We start from the raw sequence: 17,328 nt of genomic DNA, 5'->3' as shown, positions 1-17,328 counted from the left end.
CGGTCAGCTTCCCGCGTCGGTGGCGGGCGGCACAGGCTTGCCGCGATTGAAGCGCTCGCGCATGCGGCGTGCGAGCGCGTCGAAGCCGAGGTAGATCACCGGCGTGGTGAACAGCGTCAGCAACTGGCTGACGATCAGGCCGCCGGCGATCGCGATGCCGAGTGGCCGGCGCAACTCCGAACCGGCGCCCGTGCCGAGCATCAGCGGCAGCGCGCCGAGCAGCGCGGCGAGCGTGGTCATCAGAATCGGCCTGAAGCGCAGCAGGCACGCCTGGTAAATCGCCTCGCGCGGCGCCTTGCCTTCCTCGCGCTCGGCGTAGAGCGCGAAGTCGATCATCATGATCGCGTTCTTCTTCACGATGCCGATCAGCAGCACGATACCGATGATGCCGATGATGTCCAGATCGTGCCCGGTGATCAGCAGCGCGAGCAGCGCGCCGACGCCGGCCGAGGGCAGCGTCGACAGAATCGTGATCGGGTGAATGAAGCTCTCGTACAGCACGCCGAGCACGATATACATCGTGACGATCGCGGCGAGGATCAGGAACAGTTCGTTCGACAGCGACGCCTGGAACGCCAGCGCCGCGCCCTGGTAGCGCGTCTGGAACGAGGCCGGCAAGCCGATGTCTTTCTGCGCCTGCTCGATCGCCTTCACGGCCGCGCCGAGCGACGAACCCGGCGCGAGATTGAACGAGACGGTGGTGGCCGGGAACTGGCTCAGGTGCGTGACCAGCAGCGGCGCGGGCTTTTCGATGAACCGCGCGATCGCCGACAGCGGCACCTGGCCGCCCGTCGCCGTCGAAGAGGGCAGATAGATCGAGTTCAGCGACTCGGTGTAGTGCTGCATCTGCGGCTGCGCTTCCAGGATCACGCGGTACTGGTTCGACTGCGTGAAGATGGTGGAGACGATGCGCTGGCCGAACGCGTCGTACAGCGCGCTATCCACGGTGGCCGGCGTGATGCCGTAGCGCGACGCGGTGGCGCGGTCGATTTCGACGTAGACCGACTGGCCGTTGTCCTGCAAGTCGGTGGCGACGTCGGCGAGTTCCGGCGACTGCCTCAACCGCTCGACGAGCTTCGGCACCCACGTCGTGAATTCGCCGATGTTCGGATCGGTCAGCATGAACTGGTACTGCGTCGGGCTGACCGTCGAGTCGATGGTCAGGTCCTGCACCGGCTGCATGTACAGCGACGCGCCCGGAATATGCGCCACGTCCCGCTGCAACTGGCGAATCACCTCGCTCGCGGTGTTGTCGCGGTCGTCGCGCGGCTTCAGGTTGATCAGCATGCGGCCGCTGTTCAGCGTGATATTGCTGCCGTCCACGCCGATGAACGAGGTGAGGCTTTGCACGTCCGGGTTCTTGAGAATCTGCGCGGCGAGTTCCTGCTGGCGCTCGGCCATCGACGCATACGACACCGACTGCGGCGCCTGCGTGATCGCCTGGATCACACCGGTGTCCTGCACGGGAAAGAAGCCCTTCGGAATGAACACGTACAGCACGCCGGTCAGCACCAGCGTGAGAATCGCGACGACCAGCGTGGAGCGCTGCCGGTTCAGCACCCATGTGAGCGCGACCGCGTAACGGGCGATCACCCAGTCGATGAAGCGGTGCGCCCGCGCTTCGAAGCGGTGGCTCTCAGGCGGCGGCGAGTGGCGCAGGAGCTTCGCGCACATCATCGGCACCAGCGTGAGCGACACGATGGCCGAGATCACGATGGTCACGGCGAGCGTGATCGCGAATTCGTGGAACAGGCGGCCGACCACGTCGCCCATGAAGAGCAGCGGAATCAGCACGGCGATGAGGGAAACCGTCAGCGAGATGATCGTGAAGCCGATCTGTTTCGAGCCTTTCAGCGCCGCTTCCAACGGCGATTCGCCTTGCTCCACGTAGCGCGCGATGTTCTCGATCATCACGATCGCGTCGTCGACCACGAAGCCCGTCGCGATGGTCAAGGCCATGAGCGACAAGTTATCAAGCGAGAAGCCGCACAGGTACATCACGGCGAGCGTGCCGATCAGCGACAGCGGCACCGACAAGCTCGGAATGATGGTCGCATAGACGTTGGCAAGGAACAGATACATCACCAGCACTACCAGCACCACCGACATCGCCAGTTCGAACTGCACGTCGCGCACCGAGGCGCGGATGGTGGTGGTGCGGTCGGTGACGATCCGCACCTCGAGCGCGGCGGGCAGCGACTGCTGCAACTGCGGCAACAGCTTCTTGATGCTGTCCACCACCTGAATCACGTTTGCGCCCGGCTGGCGCTGCACGTTCAGGATGATCGCCGGCGTGTTGTCGACCCATGCGCCGAGCTTGGTGTTCTCGGGGCCTTGCACGATGGTGGCGACGTCGGTCAGCATCACCGCGCGGCCATTCTTGTACGCGATCACCGCGCTTTTGTAGGCCTCGGCGTCGGTCAACTGGTCGTTTGCGTTGATCGTGTAGTTGCGCGTGGGGCCGTCGAAATTGCCCTTCGGCGTGTTGACGTTCAGGTTCGAGATCGTGGTGCGCAGATCGTCCAGATTCAGGCCGTATGCGGCGAGCGCGCGCGGATTCGCCTGGATTCGCACGGCGGGGCGCTGGCCGCCCGACAGGCTCACGAGACCCACGCCCGCCACCTGCGAGATTTTCTGGGCGAGGCGCGTGTCGGCCAGGTCCTGCACCTGGGTCAACGGCAGCGTTTTCGACGTGATCGCGAGCGTGAGGATCGGCGCGTCGGCCGGATTGACCTTCGCGTAGATCGGCGGCGCGGGCAGGTCGGAGGGCAGCAGGTTGCCGGCTGCGTTGATCGCCGCCTGCACTTCCTGCTCGGCGATGTCGAGCGGCAGGTCGAGGCTGAACTGCAGCGTGATGATCGACGAGCCGGCCGAGCTTTGCGACGACATCTGGTTCAGCGACGGCATCTGTCCGAACTGCCGCTCGAGCGGCGCGGTGACCGACGAGGTCATCACGTCCGGGCTCGCGCCCGGATAGAACGTCTGCACCTGGATGGTCGGATAGTCGACCTCGGGCAGCGCGGAGAGCGGCAGGAAGCGCAGCGCGACGAGACCCACCAGCATGATCGCCGCCATCAGAAGCGCGGTGCCGACAGGACGCAGAATAAAGGCTCGGGATGGATTCATGCGGTAATGGCCGTGCCTTTACTTTATTGCGAGGCTTGCGCCGCGTGTTTGCCGCGATGCGCGCGTGCGCCGGATGCGCCCGACGCGAAGGCCGCGCCGCTTGCGCCATGCGCGCCCGATGCGCCGCGCGGCTTTTCGGCTGGAATCGTGATCTTCGCGCCTTCCTTGAGCCGGTCGGAACCGTCGATCACCACGCGCTCGCCGACTTGCAGACCGGATTTGATGCTGGTGCGCTCGCCGTCCACCGGGCCGACCTTGACGGGCCGCACGCTCACCGTGTTGTCCGGCTTCACGACATACACGAACTGTCCCATCGAGCCGTTGAGCACGGCCGGCGTCGGCACGATCACCGCGTCCTTGATCGTATTGACGAGCAGACGCGTATTCACGAACTGATTCGGGAACAGCAGGCTCTTCGTGTTCTGGAACACTGCGCGCAGCTTGACCGTGCCCGTGGTGGTGTCGATCTGGTTGTCCAGCGTTTCGAGCGTGCCGCCTTCGAGCGAGGTGGTGTTGCTGCGGTCGTAGGCGGTGACCGAAAGCTTCGCGCCGGTTTGCGTTTGCTGGAGGATCTGCTGAAGGTTGTCTTCGGAGGTGGTGAAGATCACGCTGATCGGCTGCAACTGCGTGATCACGACGATGCCGTTGGTCAGGCTCGGCGTGACGTAATTGCCGGGATCGACCTGGCGCAGGCCGACGCGCCCCGACACCGGCGCGGTGATGCGCGCGTAGGCGAGGTCGAGCTTGTAGGTGTCGATGTTCGCCTTGTCGGACTTCACGGTGCCCTCGTATTGGCGCACGAGCGAGGCCTGCGTGTCGACCTGCTGGCTCGCGATCGAGTCTTGCGCGAGCAGCGTCTGATAGCGCTTCAGATCGAGCCGGGCGGTTTGCAGCAAGGCCTCGTCGCGCGCGAGCGTGCCTTGCGCGTTGTCGAGCGAGATCTGGTAGGGGCGCGGGTCGATCTGGGCAAGTACGTCGCCCTTCTTGACCATCTGGCCTTCCTTGAAATACACGTCTTGCAGCACGCCGCTCAACTGCGGCAGCACCGTGACGCTGGCAAGCGGCGTGACCGTGCCGAGCGCCGTCAAGACCACCGGCATCTCGCCTTGCGTCACCGTTGCGACGTGCACGGGCTGCGGCATGTTGGCCATGCCGCCGGGCCCGCCGCGGCCCGCGCGGCCGCCGCTTACACCGCTTACGCCGCTCCCGCCGCTTGCACTGGAAGCGCCGCTTGCGCCGCCGCCGGGGCCGCCCCACGGATGCCAGCGCCACAGCACGACCCCGAGAATGACGAGCGCCGCGACCAGCAGCGCGAGGTTGCGGCCGCGGTGGCGCTTTACCGCGCCGGGCGCGCCGCTCGCGGACGGTGGCGAAGCCGGGGCGGCGGGGCGTGTGGTTTCCGAATGCTTTTGTTGTTCGTCCATCGGTTCGTCAGGTGGCTGGCTTTTGATGTGAGCCGCTCGCATACAAGCCGCCGGGACAGTTCGGCGGCCCGGCTCGCGCGGCGTAACAGGCGGTTTCGACAGTGCGGGCGCTGCGCGTGTTCAGCGCGATGCTACCCGAGGCGCGGGACAGAGATGCTAACCCAACGTGGCATCACGACGGATCGCCCGGTGCGCTATCAAACAATGCCGATGCAATGTCGACGCAGTGGCAACGAGCCAGGGCGAGCGTCCGCGACGGGAATGCATGATCCTACGTCGCGGGCTCTGTAACAGTCCACCCGTGTATTTTTCTTTTGGTTACGAGGGTTACAGGACGTCTGGTTGCCGATGGCCGCCGACCGGCGAGCCCTTGGGCGTCTCAGTTGTCGAGTCGGCGCCCCGGCGTGCCGCCGATTTCCAGAACGATCCTGGAGACGCATTCGAGCAGGGCCGGCGCCGCGCGCGAAATCAACCAATCGCGCGGGCACTGGTCGGCGGAGCCGCCGCAGTTGACCGCATAGCGTTCGCCCGACGGTCCGATGAAGCCCAAGGCGATGGCGTTGAGGCCGTCGTGCCACTCGCCGGTGGCGATCGCGAAACCTTGCTCGATGGTTTCTTGCAATGCGCTTTCGAGCCGGCTGCCGACGTGACCCCAGTCGTCGCCTTCCGCGGCTTGCAGGCCGATCAGCAGCTTTTCGCGCTCAGGCTCCGCGAGCGCCGCCAGATAGGCGCGGCCGATGGCGGTGCGGCTCAGGTTCATGCGCGAGCCGATCTCGAGGCGCGACACCAGCACCGCCGAGCGCGGCCGGATCGCGTCGATCACCACCATGTCGAGACGGTCGCGCACGGCCAGATGCACCGAGAGCGCGGTCCGTTCGGCGAGTTCGATCAGGAACGGCCGCGCGCGCGCCCGAATGTCGAAGTTGCGCAGAAAGCCGTTGCTCAACTCCAGCACCGACGACGTCAGCACGAAGCGCTCGCTGTCGGGCAAGCGGAACAGAAAGCCCGCGCTGACCAGCGTGGCGGTGATGCGCGAGACGGTGGGCTTGGGAATTCCGGTGATCTCGGTCAGTTCGCGATTGCTGAGCGGGGCGTCGGCGGCGGCGACGGAGCGCAGCACGGTGAGGCCGCGTGCCAGCGCGGTGACTTCCTCGCCGGGACCGTCTTTTTCTTTGGCCTGGTCGGCGGCGATTCGGGAGGACGTGGGTCGGTTCATGGTTTTTTTGGAACTATATTTCAGTTTCTTTACGCGCCGGCTCGCCGGCGACTCACCCGCCAAGGCCTTGGAACAGCCCCATGTTGGGGCATTGCGTTCTTATTTCTCCGAACATTTATTGTATCGGAACATTTTGCCGGAACGGATCGCGTGTGTTTAGATTTTGCTTGACTTAGTCAGCATAACCATAAAAAATGGAACCTCATTTCGAAAGACGGGTTCGGGTCCTTGCGTTTGAAATCTCCCGATACCTACCGTGGTCCGCGTAGTGTCTGGTCGAGTGCCTTTCCACAGTCCACGGTAACAGTCCGCGCTTAGGCGCTTGAGCTAAGTGCTCGAGTCCACGTGTTGCGCGCCGTTCAGGGCGCAGCCTCGCCGGCCGAACTTTCGAATGCCGTCTCTCAGGTTCTAGCACGGCCCTCGGAATGGCTAGAACTTTTTAAGGCGTCACGGAAACGTGACGCCTTTTTTTTGGCGTGATTCATCCACGCGAATTGAGCGTCGCTTGGTGGATTCTCGCGGTCGATAGGGTGCTGTGTTCTCCGGCTTCTCCGGTCAGCCTCGGCGCCGCTCTGAATCCCGACGACGCGAACCGGCCGTATTCGGTCGCGGTCAGGGTGTACCAGTTCAAGGACCGCAAGCGCTTCGATGCCGCGTCATACGACGATCTGCTGAAGGACGACCAGACCGTGCTCGCCGAGGACCTGCAAGCGAGCATCGCGACGGTGGTCAACCCCGGCGCGGCCGCATGCGTGTCGCAGCCGATGCGGCGCGACACGCAGTACGTGGCGGTGGTGGCGTTTTATCGTGAGCCGGACGCGAATGGAACGTGGCGGCGCGTCGTGCAGAGAAAGCACCTTTCCGCGGACGCACCGCTGAAGTTTGATCTGGTCGAGAACGAACTCCTTGCTTCCGCCGGCGTACCGGCCGAGCGGCCGGCGCGGTGAATGCCGTGTTCCGGCGTTATTGGCCGGCGGCCGGCGACTTGGTGCTCGGGGTCGCCAGCGTGTTGTTGCTCTTGGGCGCGCTGGTGCCGGACTTCGAGCTGTTCGTGCTACTCGGCAAACCCGAGTTCGGCGACCCGGCGACGTTCCCGCTGTCCGAACCGGTGGCGCCTGGCGTGCCGTAGCCGCTCGTTGCACCGTTCACCAGGTTCGCCGGGCCATCCGTGCTGCCTGACGTACCGTCGCCGCTCGAGCCTCCGCCCGCCTGTGCATAAGCGCCGCCCGACAGCGCGAGTGCGGTGACGGTCGCGATCAATATGCTGGTTGCCTTGTTCATCATCCGTTCCTCCTTGATTGAACTGGAATGTCGACGCAGACGACCGCCGTCTGCTTGACCATGAGGTTGAGCAATCAGCGTGCCGCGCGCTTAATGCGCACAAGCGTGAATTCCGCAAGATTCGGCAAGATTCAGCCACACCGTAAAGCTACCCACGGTGAAGTAAGTGGCTTTCCAGTGTTGAGCTAAATGTTGTTTTTCATTCTCTTTCTTTGGTAGGCCGTGGCGGATTCGAACCGCCGACCAACGGATTAAAAGTCCGCTGCTCTACCAGCTGAGCTAACGGCCCGGAGAGCGGTTGCCAAACCGCGTGACGGCAATCGACAGCCGCGATCACGCGCCGCGATGCCGAGATGCCGCGACGCGCTCGGCGCGTGACACGAGTCGTCTGCCCGAGCGAATTCCAGGTTAGAACCCTGTGACGAAAATTTCAAGCCGGCGCGGCGCATGACCACACACACGTCCCCGGATCGCTAATCCGGTGCCTGCGGATAATGCAGTATCAAGCCCGGCTGCGGCGATGCTCCCGGCGTCATCGTCGCGGGGCTCGTATGCCGCGCGTCCATGATGTGCTCGACCGTCTCGCCGTGCAGCAACAGGTAATCGGTGATGATGCGACGATGGCACCGCCACCAGACCGCTTCCGAACACATGATCGCCGTGCGTCGCCGATGCCCCAGTTCGAGCAATTCCGCGAGACCCGCCTGGAACGCCTCGCTCATCGCGTAATCCGCGTAGTTGCGAAAGGCCGGATGCGTCCAGTAAGCGTTCGGCGACGCGCCCTCCGCTTTCGTGCGGCCGCGCCGGCCGCCGAGCCGGACGAGGTGCACGTAGTCGATGCCGGCATGCGCGAGCGCCTGCGGCAAGCTGTCCTGGTTGAACTGCGGATTCGTGCGGGAACGCGGAATGCTCCGCACGTCGGCCAAGGTCTGAATCCGCGATGCTTCCAGCAGGGCGATGAATTCAGGCAGCGGCCGCGTCGAATGACCGATGGTGAAGAACGGTAGCTGTTCCATTCGCCTCGCTCCTCGTAGCCAGCCGCGTCAGTGCGGCTTGTCATGCAGCTTATGCGTGGGCGGCAATCTCCGGGCCCGCTCCATGAGCCAACGATTTTCACGCGACATGCGACACGCGAACGCCGCGCGGAAAATCCGCGCGTTCCGCTCGCCGCCGGCATCGCGGCATGACGTCGCTACTCCTGCATCCGCAACGGCGCGCCGGGAGCGCTCTCGTCGAGCGCTTCCACGCTGCTCGCCGCGGCGAAACGGAAGGTGCCTTTCCCCGCGGCCTTGGCTTCATACAGCCCGGTATCGGCGCGCTCCAGCAGCGATTCGAGCGTCTCGCCGTCGACGGTGAGCGCGATGCCGACGCTGGCGCCGATGGTCACCGTTCCGCCGGACGATAGCGGATACGGTCTCGACAATTGCTCGATGAGTCGCCGCGCAAGCGCGGCGCACGCGGCGGGCGTCGTACGTTCGATGACGATCGCAAATTCATCGCCGCCGAGCCGCGCCACCGTCTCGCCGTGCCGCAAGCCTTTTTCGAGCCGATGCGCCACGGCCTTCAGCACTTCGTCGCCGGCATGGTGGCCGAGGTTGTCGTTGATGCACTTGAAGCCGTCCAGATCCAGATACATCACCGCCGACGCACGATGGGCGCCGCTCGTCTGCCGCAGCAACATCTGCTCCAGTTGCTCACGCAGGCGGCGGCGGTTGGACAAGCCGGTGAGCGGGTCGTGACTGGCCCAATGCAGGATTTCCGCCTCGGCTCGCCGCCGCTCCGTGACGTCTTCGATAATGATGACGGCGCTGCCGTCCGGCACCACGTTGCGGGACATCTCGAGCTTCCGTCCATTGCCGAGATCGAGTTCGAGCGGGCCGCGCCCTTCCGACAGCCACGCGCGCGATTCGTCCACCCATTGTCGTGCGCGCGGCTCGCCCAGTTTTTTTACGCCGACGTACCAGAGGAAATCGGGAAACGGCACATTGAGCAGCAGCGCGTCCCCCTTCGCGCCGAACAGTTCGGCTGTGCGGCCGTTGGCGATGATGACTTTGCCCGCTTCGTCGATGGTGCACAGGCCGTGCGGCATGTGCGTGAGCGCGGCATCGAAGCGGGCGGCGAGTTGCGCGTGATTTTCCTCGGCGGTCATCAATGCGCTGAGCGAAAAGTAGTGACGCCGGACAATCGACGCCATCGCGGTGCTGAAGATGAAAAGCGGCGGTACGAGAATCCAGTAATCGCGCGATGGCGCGAGCAATGCGCCAATGCCGATCGGCAATGCGCCGAGACAGATCTGCGAAATCGCAAGGCGCGGTATGGCCGCGTTTTTCGATGCGATGCCGCCGAGAATGCCGGCCGTCACCATGATGGCGAGCGAGGCGAGCGCCGCGTCTCCCGACATCACGCAAAGCATCGTGCCGCCGCCGAGGAACGCGGAAGCCAGCAGCGAAAGCGGCACGTAGAACGTCAGCGGCCGGCGCAGATGCGCGAGCGCGGAAGCTCGCTGCGAGACGAGCGCCTGAGCGATGGTCAGCCGGGCGGCGAGAACGCACGCGTCGCCGATGAGCCAGGCCAACGTCCACGCCTCATGCAAGCGCGCGAACGCGACCAGCGCGACGAAGGCGGTGGCGAAGCCGGACATGAAAAGCGAGCGCCGATCCGCGAAGATGGACGAGAGCAGCGAGATGCGCACGCCCGTCGTCACGGGGCAATCGGCCGCCGTCGGAGTCGCGAGAACGGATTTGAGAAAGGGTGTATCGGCTGGCATGCTGGGGCCGTGCTATGGAGTCTCCGGGCCTATTCCAATGGACGGCTACTGTCTGCATTAACGGCGTGAGCAGGACGTTTCTTGAGTAGTGGAAACACCGCCTTTGCCGCCTGTGCCGCCACCGAATGGTTCGGCATGCAAGCCATGTAAATGTTGCCGACGCGGCTATCGATCCGAGCGCGCGCGGGCCGTCAGCGGAGGTTCGCGACGGCGTGGGATAGCGACACTGTCCGCGTGGCGGCACGCGCATTGCTGCGACCGGGGTGTCATGCTCAACGGTTTGCCACGCGCCATGAACAACGCCTCTTCTTTCGACACGAAACATGCGCGACTCGACGGCCGGATGCTGATCGTGGGCTTCGGATGTATCGCGAGTTCGTCGCTGCCGCTGCTGCTGCGGCACATCGACATGGACCCCGGCGCGGTGACCGTGCTCTGCCTGCCCACCGACGACATCGCCATCGCGCAGGAGTACGGCGCGGTGACCGTGCTCTGCCTGCCCACCGACGACATCGCCATCGCGCAGGAGTACGGCGTGGCGATCGTGCAGGAGGCGCTGACCGAGGAAAACTACGGGACCGTGCTTCAACCGCTCGTCGGCGAAGGCGACTTTCTGCTGAATCTCTCCGTGAACGTGTCCAGCGAAGCGCTCGTGCGGTATTGCTGGGAATGCGGCGCACTGTACCTCGATACCTCGATCGAACCATGGAGCGGAGGCGGCGCGAGCCAGAAGGGGCCGCCGTCGCGCCGCAGTAACTATGCGTTGCGAGAAGCCGTGCTCGCATTCCGCCTCGACAAGCGCGACGGACCCACGGCCATTTTGACGCAAGGCGCCAATCCCGGACTGATCTCGTCACTCGTCAAGCAGGCGCTGGTCAACATGGCGACGGACAGCAATATGCCGGTGGGACGGCTCGCGAGTTTCGAGGACTGGGCAACGCTCGCGCAGCGGCTCGACATCCGGGCGATCCACATCGCCGAACACGACACACAGATCGCGGCGGCGAGGAAAGCGCCGAATGAGTTCGTCAACACGTGGTCCGTGCAGGCCTTCATCGAAGAAGGCTTGCAGCCGGCCGAACTCGGCTGGGGCACGCACGAACGGCATTGGCCCGCCGACGCGTGCCAGCACGGCTTCGGCTCGGACGCGGCAATCTATCTGACGCGCCCGGGCCTCGCCACCCGGGTACGTAGCTGGACGCCGTTGGGCGGACCGTATCACGGCTTTCTGATCACGCACGGCGAGTCCATCTCGATCGCGGACCATCTCACGCTCAGGGAAAACGGCGAGGTCGTCTATCGGCCGACCGTCCATTACGCGTATCGACCTTGCGACGACGCGGTGCTTTCAATCGACGAACTCGCCGGCCGCGGATGGGTGCCGCAGGAACGCGAGCGGATCTTGCGCGAGGAGATCACCGAGGGCATCGACGAACTCGGCGTTCTGCTGATGGGCAACGAGCGCGGCGCTTACTGGTTCGGCTCGCAGCTCGGCACCGAGGAAACACGCCGCATCGCGCCGCATAACACGGCGACGAGTCTTCAGGTGGTGGCCGGCATTCTCGGCGGCATCGTGTGGGCGCTGTCCAACCCTCGAGCGGGGGTGATCGAGCCCGACGACATCGACTATGAAACCGTCATGCGCGTCGCGCGCCCGTATCTTGGCGAGGTCGTCGGCGTCTACGACAAATGGACGCCGCTCACGCAGCATTCGCGGCTCTACGAAGAGCCACGGGACGATAGCGACCCGTGGCAGTTCCTCAACATACGGGTTGCCTGACGGGTTGCCTGACTGCGAGCGCGCGAGGAGGCGCCTTGATGGCCGGATTACTGCAAAAAGAGCTGGGCGTTCTGGAGAAGTCGTACTACGAGGCGAGCGTGGTTCGCGCGCCGCTCTGCGCGCCGCTCCAGGAATCTATGGCGGTGGACGTGTGTGTGATCGGCGCGGGCTATGCGGGCCTCTCCTGTGCGCTGGAACTCGCCAGAATGGGTTACACGGTTGCGCTGCTCGAAGCCCATCGCATCGGCTGGGGCGCATCGGGAAGAAACGGCGGCCAGGCGCTCGTGGGCTTCGGCGCGGAAGGCGAGCATGCGATCGAAAAGCAGTGTCCGCGCGAAGTGGCGCGGGCCGCGTGGGACGCGTCGATCGACGGCATGCGCCTGCTCAGGCAGCGCATCGGCGACTACGGCATCGATTGCGACTACATCTCGGGCTACCTGACGCTCGCGTTGCGCAAGCGCAAGTCGGAGGCGCTGCGCCGTTGGGTGGAGCACATGGCGCGTGTCTACGATTACCCGCTGCAATGGCTCGATCGCGCGCAGATCGCCGGACATCTGAATAGCGATCGCTTTGTTTCGGGCGCCTACGATGCCGGCTCGGGCCATTTGCATCCGTTGAAGTACTGCCTCGGACTGGCCGCCGCCGCGCGCCGCGCCGGCGTGCGGCTATTCGAAAACACCGCCGCATTCCGGCTGGAGCGAGGGCGGGAGCCGGTCGTCAAGACCGCCGAGGGAGAGGTGCGCTGCCGTTACGTGGTGCTCGCCGGCAATGTCTATCTGGGCGAGTTCGGCGACGAACTGGCGCCCGAACTGAGAGGCCGCATCATGCCGGTCGGCACCTATATGGTCGCCACCGAACCGATGGGACAGGCCCGTGCCGATGCGTTGATGCCGGGCCGGGCGGCGGCGTCGGACAATAACCTCGTCCTGGATTACTTCAGGCTCAGCGCCGACCATCGGTTGCTGTTCGGCGCGGGCGAAACGTATAGCGCCAAGGCGCCGCGCAATCTCGTCGAGCGCATGCGCGTGCGCATGACCGACGTGTTTCCGCAAACAGGAGATCTCGGCGTGGAATTCGCGTGGGGCGGGTTCGTCGACATCACCATGAACCGCGCGCCCGACCTCGGGCGGCTCGGCAACAACATCTACTACGTGCAAGGCTTCTCGGGTCATGGCCCGGTGTTCGCGGGCATGGCCGGCAAACTGATGGCCGACAGCATCGCGGGAGAAACCTCGCGGTTCGAGGTGTTCAACCGCATCCGCCATCGTCGGTTTCCGGGCGGCGCGATGCTGCGCGCACCCGGCCTTGTCCTCGGCATGTGGTACTACAAGCTTCGCGACCTGTTATGAAATGCGGGAGGCGTAGCGTCAAGGAGCAGCCATGACCAACTTGCCCGAGGCACGCGAGTTGATGGTCGAGCGTCAGATCGCCGGGCGCTCCATCGGCGACCCGAACGTGCTGGCCGCGATGCGGCGCGTGCCGCGAGAAGAGTTCGTGCCCGCGCATCTGCGCGAATTCGCTTACGACGACACACCGTTGCCGATCGCCGAGCAGCAGACCATCTCGCAGCCCTACATCGTCGCGCGCATGATCGAGGCGGCGCAGTTGCGCCCCGGTGACCGGGTTCTGGAGATCGGCACCGGATCGGGTTACGCCGCCGCCATCGCCGCCGCCATCGCCGCGCATGTCGACACGGTGGAGCGCCACGCGGCGCTCGCGCAGTCCGCGCGCGAAACGCTCGCGCGCCTCGGCATCGACAACGTCACGGTGCATACCGGAGACGGCACGCACGGTTTGCCGGAAGGCGCGCCGTATGACGCGATCTTCGCGTCCGCCGGCGGTCCGCACGTGCCGCGGGCGTGGCGCGAGCAACTCGCGCTCGGCGGACGGCTCATCATGCCCGTGGGTCACGAGCGATACCATCAGCGGCTCGTGAAAGTCGTGCGCCGCACGGAACACGACTACGACGAACGGACGCTCGGCGCGGTGATGTTCGTGCCGCTCATCGGCGACGACGGCTGGCCGGCCGAAGACGTGATGCTCGATCCGCCGGCCGTCGCCGACAGTCCGACGCAACACGCTCGTGCGCCGGATGATCTGGCCGCGGCGATCCGCGCCGCCGCCGAGCCGTTCACGGACTTCGAGTCCGCGATACTGGAGTATTTCACCGACCGCTTCGCCGCGCGGCGCGTGGTCCTGCTCGGGGAGGCGAGCCACGGCACTGCCGAGTTCTATCGTTTGCGCGCGGCCATCACGCGGCGGCTGATCGAGGAGCATGGCTTCTCGATCGTCGCGCTGGAAGCCGATTGGCCCGACGCGGCGGCGCTCGACCGGCACGTGCGGAATCGGCCGCCCGCCAGCGGTCGGGAAGCGCCGTTCCGGCGTTTCCCGACGTGGATGTGGCGCAACACCGACGTGAAGGCGTTCACCGACTGGCTGCGCGGCCATAACGCCACTCTGCCGCAGGAGCGTCAGGCGCGTCTTTATGGGCTCGATATCTATAGCCTCTCCGAGTCGATCGACGCGGTGCTGCGCTATCTCGACTCCGTCGATCCCGCCGCGGCCCGCATTGCTCGCGAGCGCTATGGGTGCTTCGGTCCGTGGCAGAAGGACCCGGCCGTGTACGGACGCGCGGCGCTCGAGGGCGGCTATGCGCAATGCGAGCAACACGTCGTCGCTCAATTGCAGGACCTGCTGAGAAACCGGCTCGACTACGCGGAGCATGACGGCGAGACTTTCTTCGACGCGTCGCAGAACGCGCGCCTCGTCGCGTCGGCCGAGCGCTACTACCGCGCCATGTATTACGGCGGCGCGCACAGTTGGAACCTGCGCGACACGCATATGTTCGAGACGCTGCGCCATACGCTCGACGCGCGCGGCCCGCACGCGCGCGCGGTGGTGTGGGCGCACAACTCGCATATCGGCGACGCCAGCGCGACCGAGATGGGGCGCATCTCGCGAGAGATCAACGTCGGGCAGTTATGCCGCGAGTACTTCGGCGACGAGGCGGCGCTGATCGGCTTCGGCACGCACGCGGGCACCGTCGCCGCCGCAAGCGACTGGGATGGTCCGATGGAGGTGAAGGAAGTGCGTCCGGCGCTGGATGACAGCTATGAATACTGGATGCACCGCGCGGGGCAGCCGCGCTTTCTGCTGGACCTGCGCCCCGGTGTGCACGACGCGTTGCGGGCGCGCTTGAGCGAACCGCTGCTGGAACGTTTCATCGGCGTGATCTATCGGCCGGACACCGAGCGTTATAGCCACTATGCGCAAGCGTCGCTCGCCGATCAGTTCGACGCTTATGTCTGGGTCGATCGCACCAGCGCCGTTGAACCGCTTCCGACGCCGATGCGCGAAGGCACGCCCGATACGTTCCCATTCGGCGTGTGACGGGGCACGCCGCGGCGTTCTCAGCGCGACAGCAACGAGACCGTGGCGATACCAAGCACGGTCATGACGAGCGACGCGCCCACGTGAATCACGATCTCGCCCGCGGCCCAGCCGAGCCGGCCATCCTGCAGGCGCTGCACGACTTCGGCTGAAAAAGTGGAGAAGGTCGAGAGTCCGCCCATCATCCCGGTGATGACGAAGAGCCGCCATTCCGGCGCGATGTGCGGCGCCCGCGCGAAGCCCGCGACCGCCACGCCGATGATGTAGCCGGCGATCACATTGGCGGCGAACGTGCCGAGCGGCAAGCTGACGAACAAGCCGTTCAGGCGGATGCCGAGAAACCAGCGGAACAGCGAGCCGAGCGCGCCGCCGACGGCGACCGCGAGAATGGACCAATACATGGGAAGAGGCCTGGCAAAACCGGAAGGTCGACAAACCGGGCTGAGCGGGAGACGCGCTGCCGCGTCCGCGGTCACCCGGGCGAAGCAGGCATCATCAGCCGCCACGGCGGTTAAGGGAGAATGCCATTTCCAGCGCGCAAGTCTAACACTGGCTAGCGCATGTGGGGACAGGTCGGGGCGGCGGCGCGGGGTAGTCGCGCGGGTCGTTGGATAGCGTTGCGGGCATCACGTGGGCGTGACCTAGAATGAAGTCAGCGCCTGCCGACGTCGAGTGCGGGCCCGCCAGGCTTCAACAAGGACGGCCGATATGAAGAAAGGCTACCAGCTGACGTTTTATACCGAGCAGAACCGGCGTCATGATCATGAGCCGGTCGTGGAATGGCTATTGTCGGTTGCCAAACAGGCCGGCATTCGCGGCGCGACCGTCGTGGCGGCCGCCGAAGGCATTGGTCACGCCGGCGCGCGTCACGCGGCGCGTTTCTTCGAATTGGCGGATCAGCCGGTGCAGGTGATTTTCGCCGTCACCGAAGGGGAAGCCGAAACGCTGCTCGCCGCCGTGCGGCAAGGCAGCGTGCCGGTGTTTTATACGCGTTGTCCGATCGAATTCGGCATCGTCGGCGGCAACGCGGACGCGGTGGATTCATCGTCCCGCTAGGAGCGGCTCGCGCGGCAAGCGCCGGCGCATCCTCGGGCCTTGCTCGCCACTGAACCGTCGAAGGCTGCCGCGCGGCGAACGCGTCAGCCGACGCTCTCGCGCTCCGGCGTCGCCGAAATTCTGTGGATCGACAGGTCCGCGCCGTTGTATTCGTCCTCCTGGTCGAGCCGCAGGCCCACCGTCAGGCGAATCGCGCCGTACACGAGCGTGCCGCCGAGCGCCGCCACCGCGATGCCGCCCAACGTCCCCACCAGTTGCGCCCCGAACGACACCCCGCCGATGCCGCCCAGCGCAGGCAAGCCGAAGATGCCCGCCGCAATGCCGCCCCACGCGCCGCACAAGCCGTGCAACGGCCAGACGCCGAGCACATCGTCGATGCGCCAGCGATTCTGCACACAGGTGAACATAAAGACGAACAGCACGCCCGCGATGCCGCCCGTCAGCAGCGCGCCGAGCGGATGCATCAGATCGGAGCCGGCGCACACGGCGACCAGCCCGGCGAGCGGGCCGTTGTACGTGAAGCCGGGATCGTTGCGGCCCGCGAGCCAGGCCGTCAGCGTGCCGCCGACCATCGCCATCAGCGAATTGACGGCGACGAGGCCGCTGATTTTGTCGATGGTCTGCGCGCTCATCACGTTGAAGCCGAACCAGCCCACCGCCAGCACCCAGGCGCCCAGCGCGAGAAACGGAATATTCGACGGCGGATGCGCGGCAATGCCGCCGTCGCGATGGTAGCGGCCATGACGCGCGCCCAGCAGCAGCACGGCCGGCAGCGCGACCCAGCCGCCGAACGCATGGACGACCACCGAGCCGGCGAAGTCGTGGAACGGCACGCCGAACACGCCGGTCAGCCAGTTCTGAATGCCGAAGCGGTTGTTCCAGACGATCCCTTCGAAGAGCGGGTAGATGAAGCCGACCAGCACGAAGGTGGCGAAGAGTTGCGGATTGAATTTGGAACGCTCCGCGATGCCGCCCGACACGATCGCCGGAATCGCCGCGGCAAAGGTCAGCAGGAAGAAGAAGCGCACCAGCTCGTAGCCGTTATGCGCGGCCAGCGTTTGAGCGTTGCCGAAGAACTGCGTGCCGTATGCGATCGTGTAGCCGATGAAGAAATAGGCGATTGTCGAGACGGAGAAATCCACCAGAATCTTGACCAGCGCGTTGACCTGATTTTTCTTGCGCACGGTACCGAGTTCCAGAAACGCGAACCCGGCATGCATGGCCAGCACCATTGCCGCACCCAATAAGAGAAAGAGGGTGTCGGTGCCGGTTTTAAGACTTTCCATCG

Annotated in this window: 13 protein-coding genes, 1 tRNA gene and 1 riboswitch; of the genes, 5 read left to right on the top strand and 9 right to left on the bottom strand. The window is 65.3% G+C overall.

What is annotated here, in order from left to right:
- Positions 1-3: 3 nt before the first annotated feature.
- The 3 genes from ACTJLC_RS06700 to ACTJLC_RS06690 all read right to left on the bottom strand — a co-directional run bounded on the left by ACTJLC_RS06700 (position 4) and on the right by ACTJLC_RS06690 (position 5,766).
- Positions 4-3,126, bottom strand: coding sequence for an MdtB/MuxB family multidrug efflux RND transporter permease subunit (locus ACTJLC_RS06700; protein ID WP_073430047.1), 3,123 nt, complete (start codon positions 3,124-3,126; stop codon positions 4-6).
- Positions 3,127-3,149: 23 nt separating this feature from the next.
- Positions 3,150-4,550 (bottom strand): MdtA/MuxA family multidrug efflux RND transporter periplasmic adaptor subunit, encoded by a 1,401-nt coding sequence (locus ACTJLC_RS06695; protein WP_073430046.1) that lies wholly within the window; start codon positions 4,548-4,550, stop codon positions 3,150-3,152.
- A gap of 379 nt (positions 4,551-4,929) precedes the next feature.
- Complete coding sequence (locus ACTJLC_RS06690; RefSeq protein ID WP_073430045.1) at positions 4,930-5,766, bottom strand: IclR family transcriptional regulator; 837 nt, start codon at positions 5,764-5,766, stop codon at positions 4,930-4,932.
- Between the two features lie 494 nt (positions 5,767-6,260).
- Between ACTJLC_RS06690 and tssJ the strand changes: the two genes are divergently transcribed.
- Positions 6,261-6,713: a type VI secretion system lipoprotein TssJ gene (gene tssJ / locus ACTJLC_RS06685; RefSeq protein WP_374710293.1), complete on the top strand. Its 453-nt coding sequence runs from the start codon at positions 6,261-6,263 to the stop codon at positions 6,711-6,713.
- A gap of 16 nt (positions 6,714-6,729) precedes the next feature.
- Here the strand turns inward: tssJ and ACTJLC_RS06680 are convergent, their stop codons facing one another.
- The 4 genes from ACTJLC_RS06680 to ACTJLC_RS06665 all read right to left on the bottom strand — a co-directional run bounded on the left by ACTJLC_RS06680 (position 6,730) and on the right by ACTJLC_RS06665 (position 9,751).
- Complete coding sequence (locus ACTJLC_RS06680; protein ID WP_440843410.1) at positions 6,730-7,047, bottom strand: hypothetical protein; 318 nt, start codon at positions 7,045-7,047, stop codon at positions 6,730-6,732.
- 213 nt (positions 7,048-7,260) lie between these two features.
- Positions 7,261-7,336: transfer RNA gene (locus tag ACTJLC_RS06675), tRNA-Lys, on the bottom strand.
- 184 nt (positions 7,337-7,520) lie between these two features.
- Entirely contained in the window at positions 7,521-8,063 is a 543-nt protein-coding gene (locus ACTJLC_RS06670) for a DUF488 domain-containing protein (protein WP_073430043.1), read from the bottom strand.
- A 176-nt stretch (positions 8,064-8,239) separates the two neighbouring features.
- Positions 8,240-9,751: a sensor domain-containing diguanylate cyclase gene (locus ACTJLC_RS06665; RefSeq protein WP_244143183.1), complete on the bottom strand. Its 1,512-nt coding sequence runs from the start codon at positions 9,749-9,751 to the stop codon at positions 8,240-8,242.
- Between the two features lie 355 nt (positions 9,752-10,106).
- Between ACTJLC_RS06665 and ACTJLC_RS06660 the strand changes: the two genes are divergently transcribed.
- From ACTJLC_RS06660 to ACTJLC_RS06650, 3 genes are read left to right on the top strand one after another with little or no spacing between them, the layout of a single operon-like run.
- Positions 10,107-11,594, top strand: a complete 1,488-nt coding sequence (locus tag ACTJLC_RS06660; protein ID WP_073430109.1) for a homospermidine synthase — start codon at positions 10,107-10,109, stop codon at positions 11,592-11,594.
- 38 nt (positions 11,595-11,632) lie between these two features.
- On the top strand, positions 11,633-12,943 hold the full coding sequence (locus tag ACTJLC_RS06655; RefSeq protein WP_440843329.1) for an NAD(P)/FAD-dependent oxidoreductase: 1,311 nt from the start codon (positions 11,633-11,635) through the stop codon (positions 12,941-12,943).
- Positions 12,944-12,974: 31 nt separating this feature from the next.
- On the top strand, positions 12,975-14,984 hold the full coding sequence (locus ACTJLC_RS06650; RefSeq protein WP_073430040.1) for a protein-L-isoaspartate(D-aspartate) O-methyltransferase: 2,010 nt from the start codon (positions 12,975-12,977) through the stop codon (positions 14,982-14,984).
- Between the two features lie 20 nt (positions 14,985-15,004).
- On the opposite strand, the gene crcB is transcribed toward ACTJLC_RS06650, so the two are convergent.
- Positions 15,005-15,385, bottom strand: a complete 381-nt coding sequence (gene crcB / locus ACTJLC_RS06645; protein ID WP_073430039.1) for a fluoride efflux transporter CrcB — start codon at positions 15,383-15,385, stop codon at positions 15,005-15,007.
- 78 nt (positions 15,386-15,463) lie between these two features.
- A riboswitch (Fluoride riboswitch) is annotated at positions 15,464-15,525 on the bottom strand.
- 167 nt (positions 15,526-15,692) lie between these two features.
- On the opposite strand from crcB, the gene ACTJLC_RS06640 reads away from it, so the two are divergent.
- A complete protein-coding gene (locus ACTJLC_RS06640) occupies positions 15,693-16,040 on the top strand; it encodes a DUF190 domain-containing protein (RefSeq protein WP_073430038.1) in 348 nt (115 codons plus the stop codon).
- Positions 16,041-16,123: 83 nt separating this feature from the next.
- Here the strand turns inward: ACTJLC_RS06640 and ACTJLC_RS06635 are convergent, their stop codons facing one another.
- Complete coding sequence (locus ACTJLC_RS06635; protein WP_073430037.1) at positions 16,124-17,326, bottom strand: ammonium transporter; 1,203 nt, start codon at positions 17,324-17,326, stop codon at positions 16,124-16,126.
- Positions 17,327-17,328: the final 2 nt, after the last annotated feature.

The sequence above is a fragment of the Paraburkholderia sp. 22099 genome, from assembly GCF_052045835.1.
Classification (GTDB): Bacteria; Pseudomonadota; Gammaproteobacteria; order Burkholderiales; family Burkholderiaceae; genus Paraburkholderia; species Paraburkholderia terricola.
Note: the sequence above shows the minus strand (reverse complement) of the source record. Positions and strands in the feature narration are given on the sequence as shown.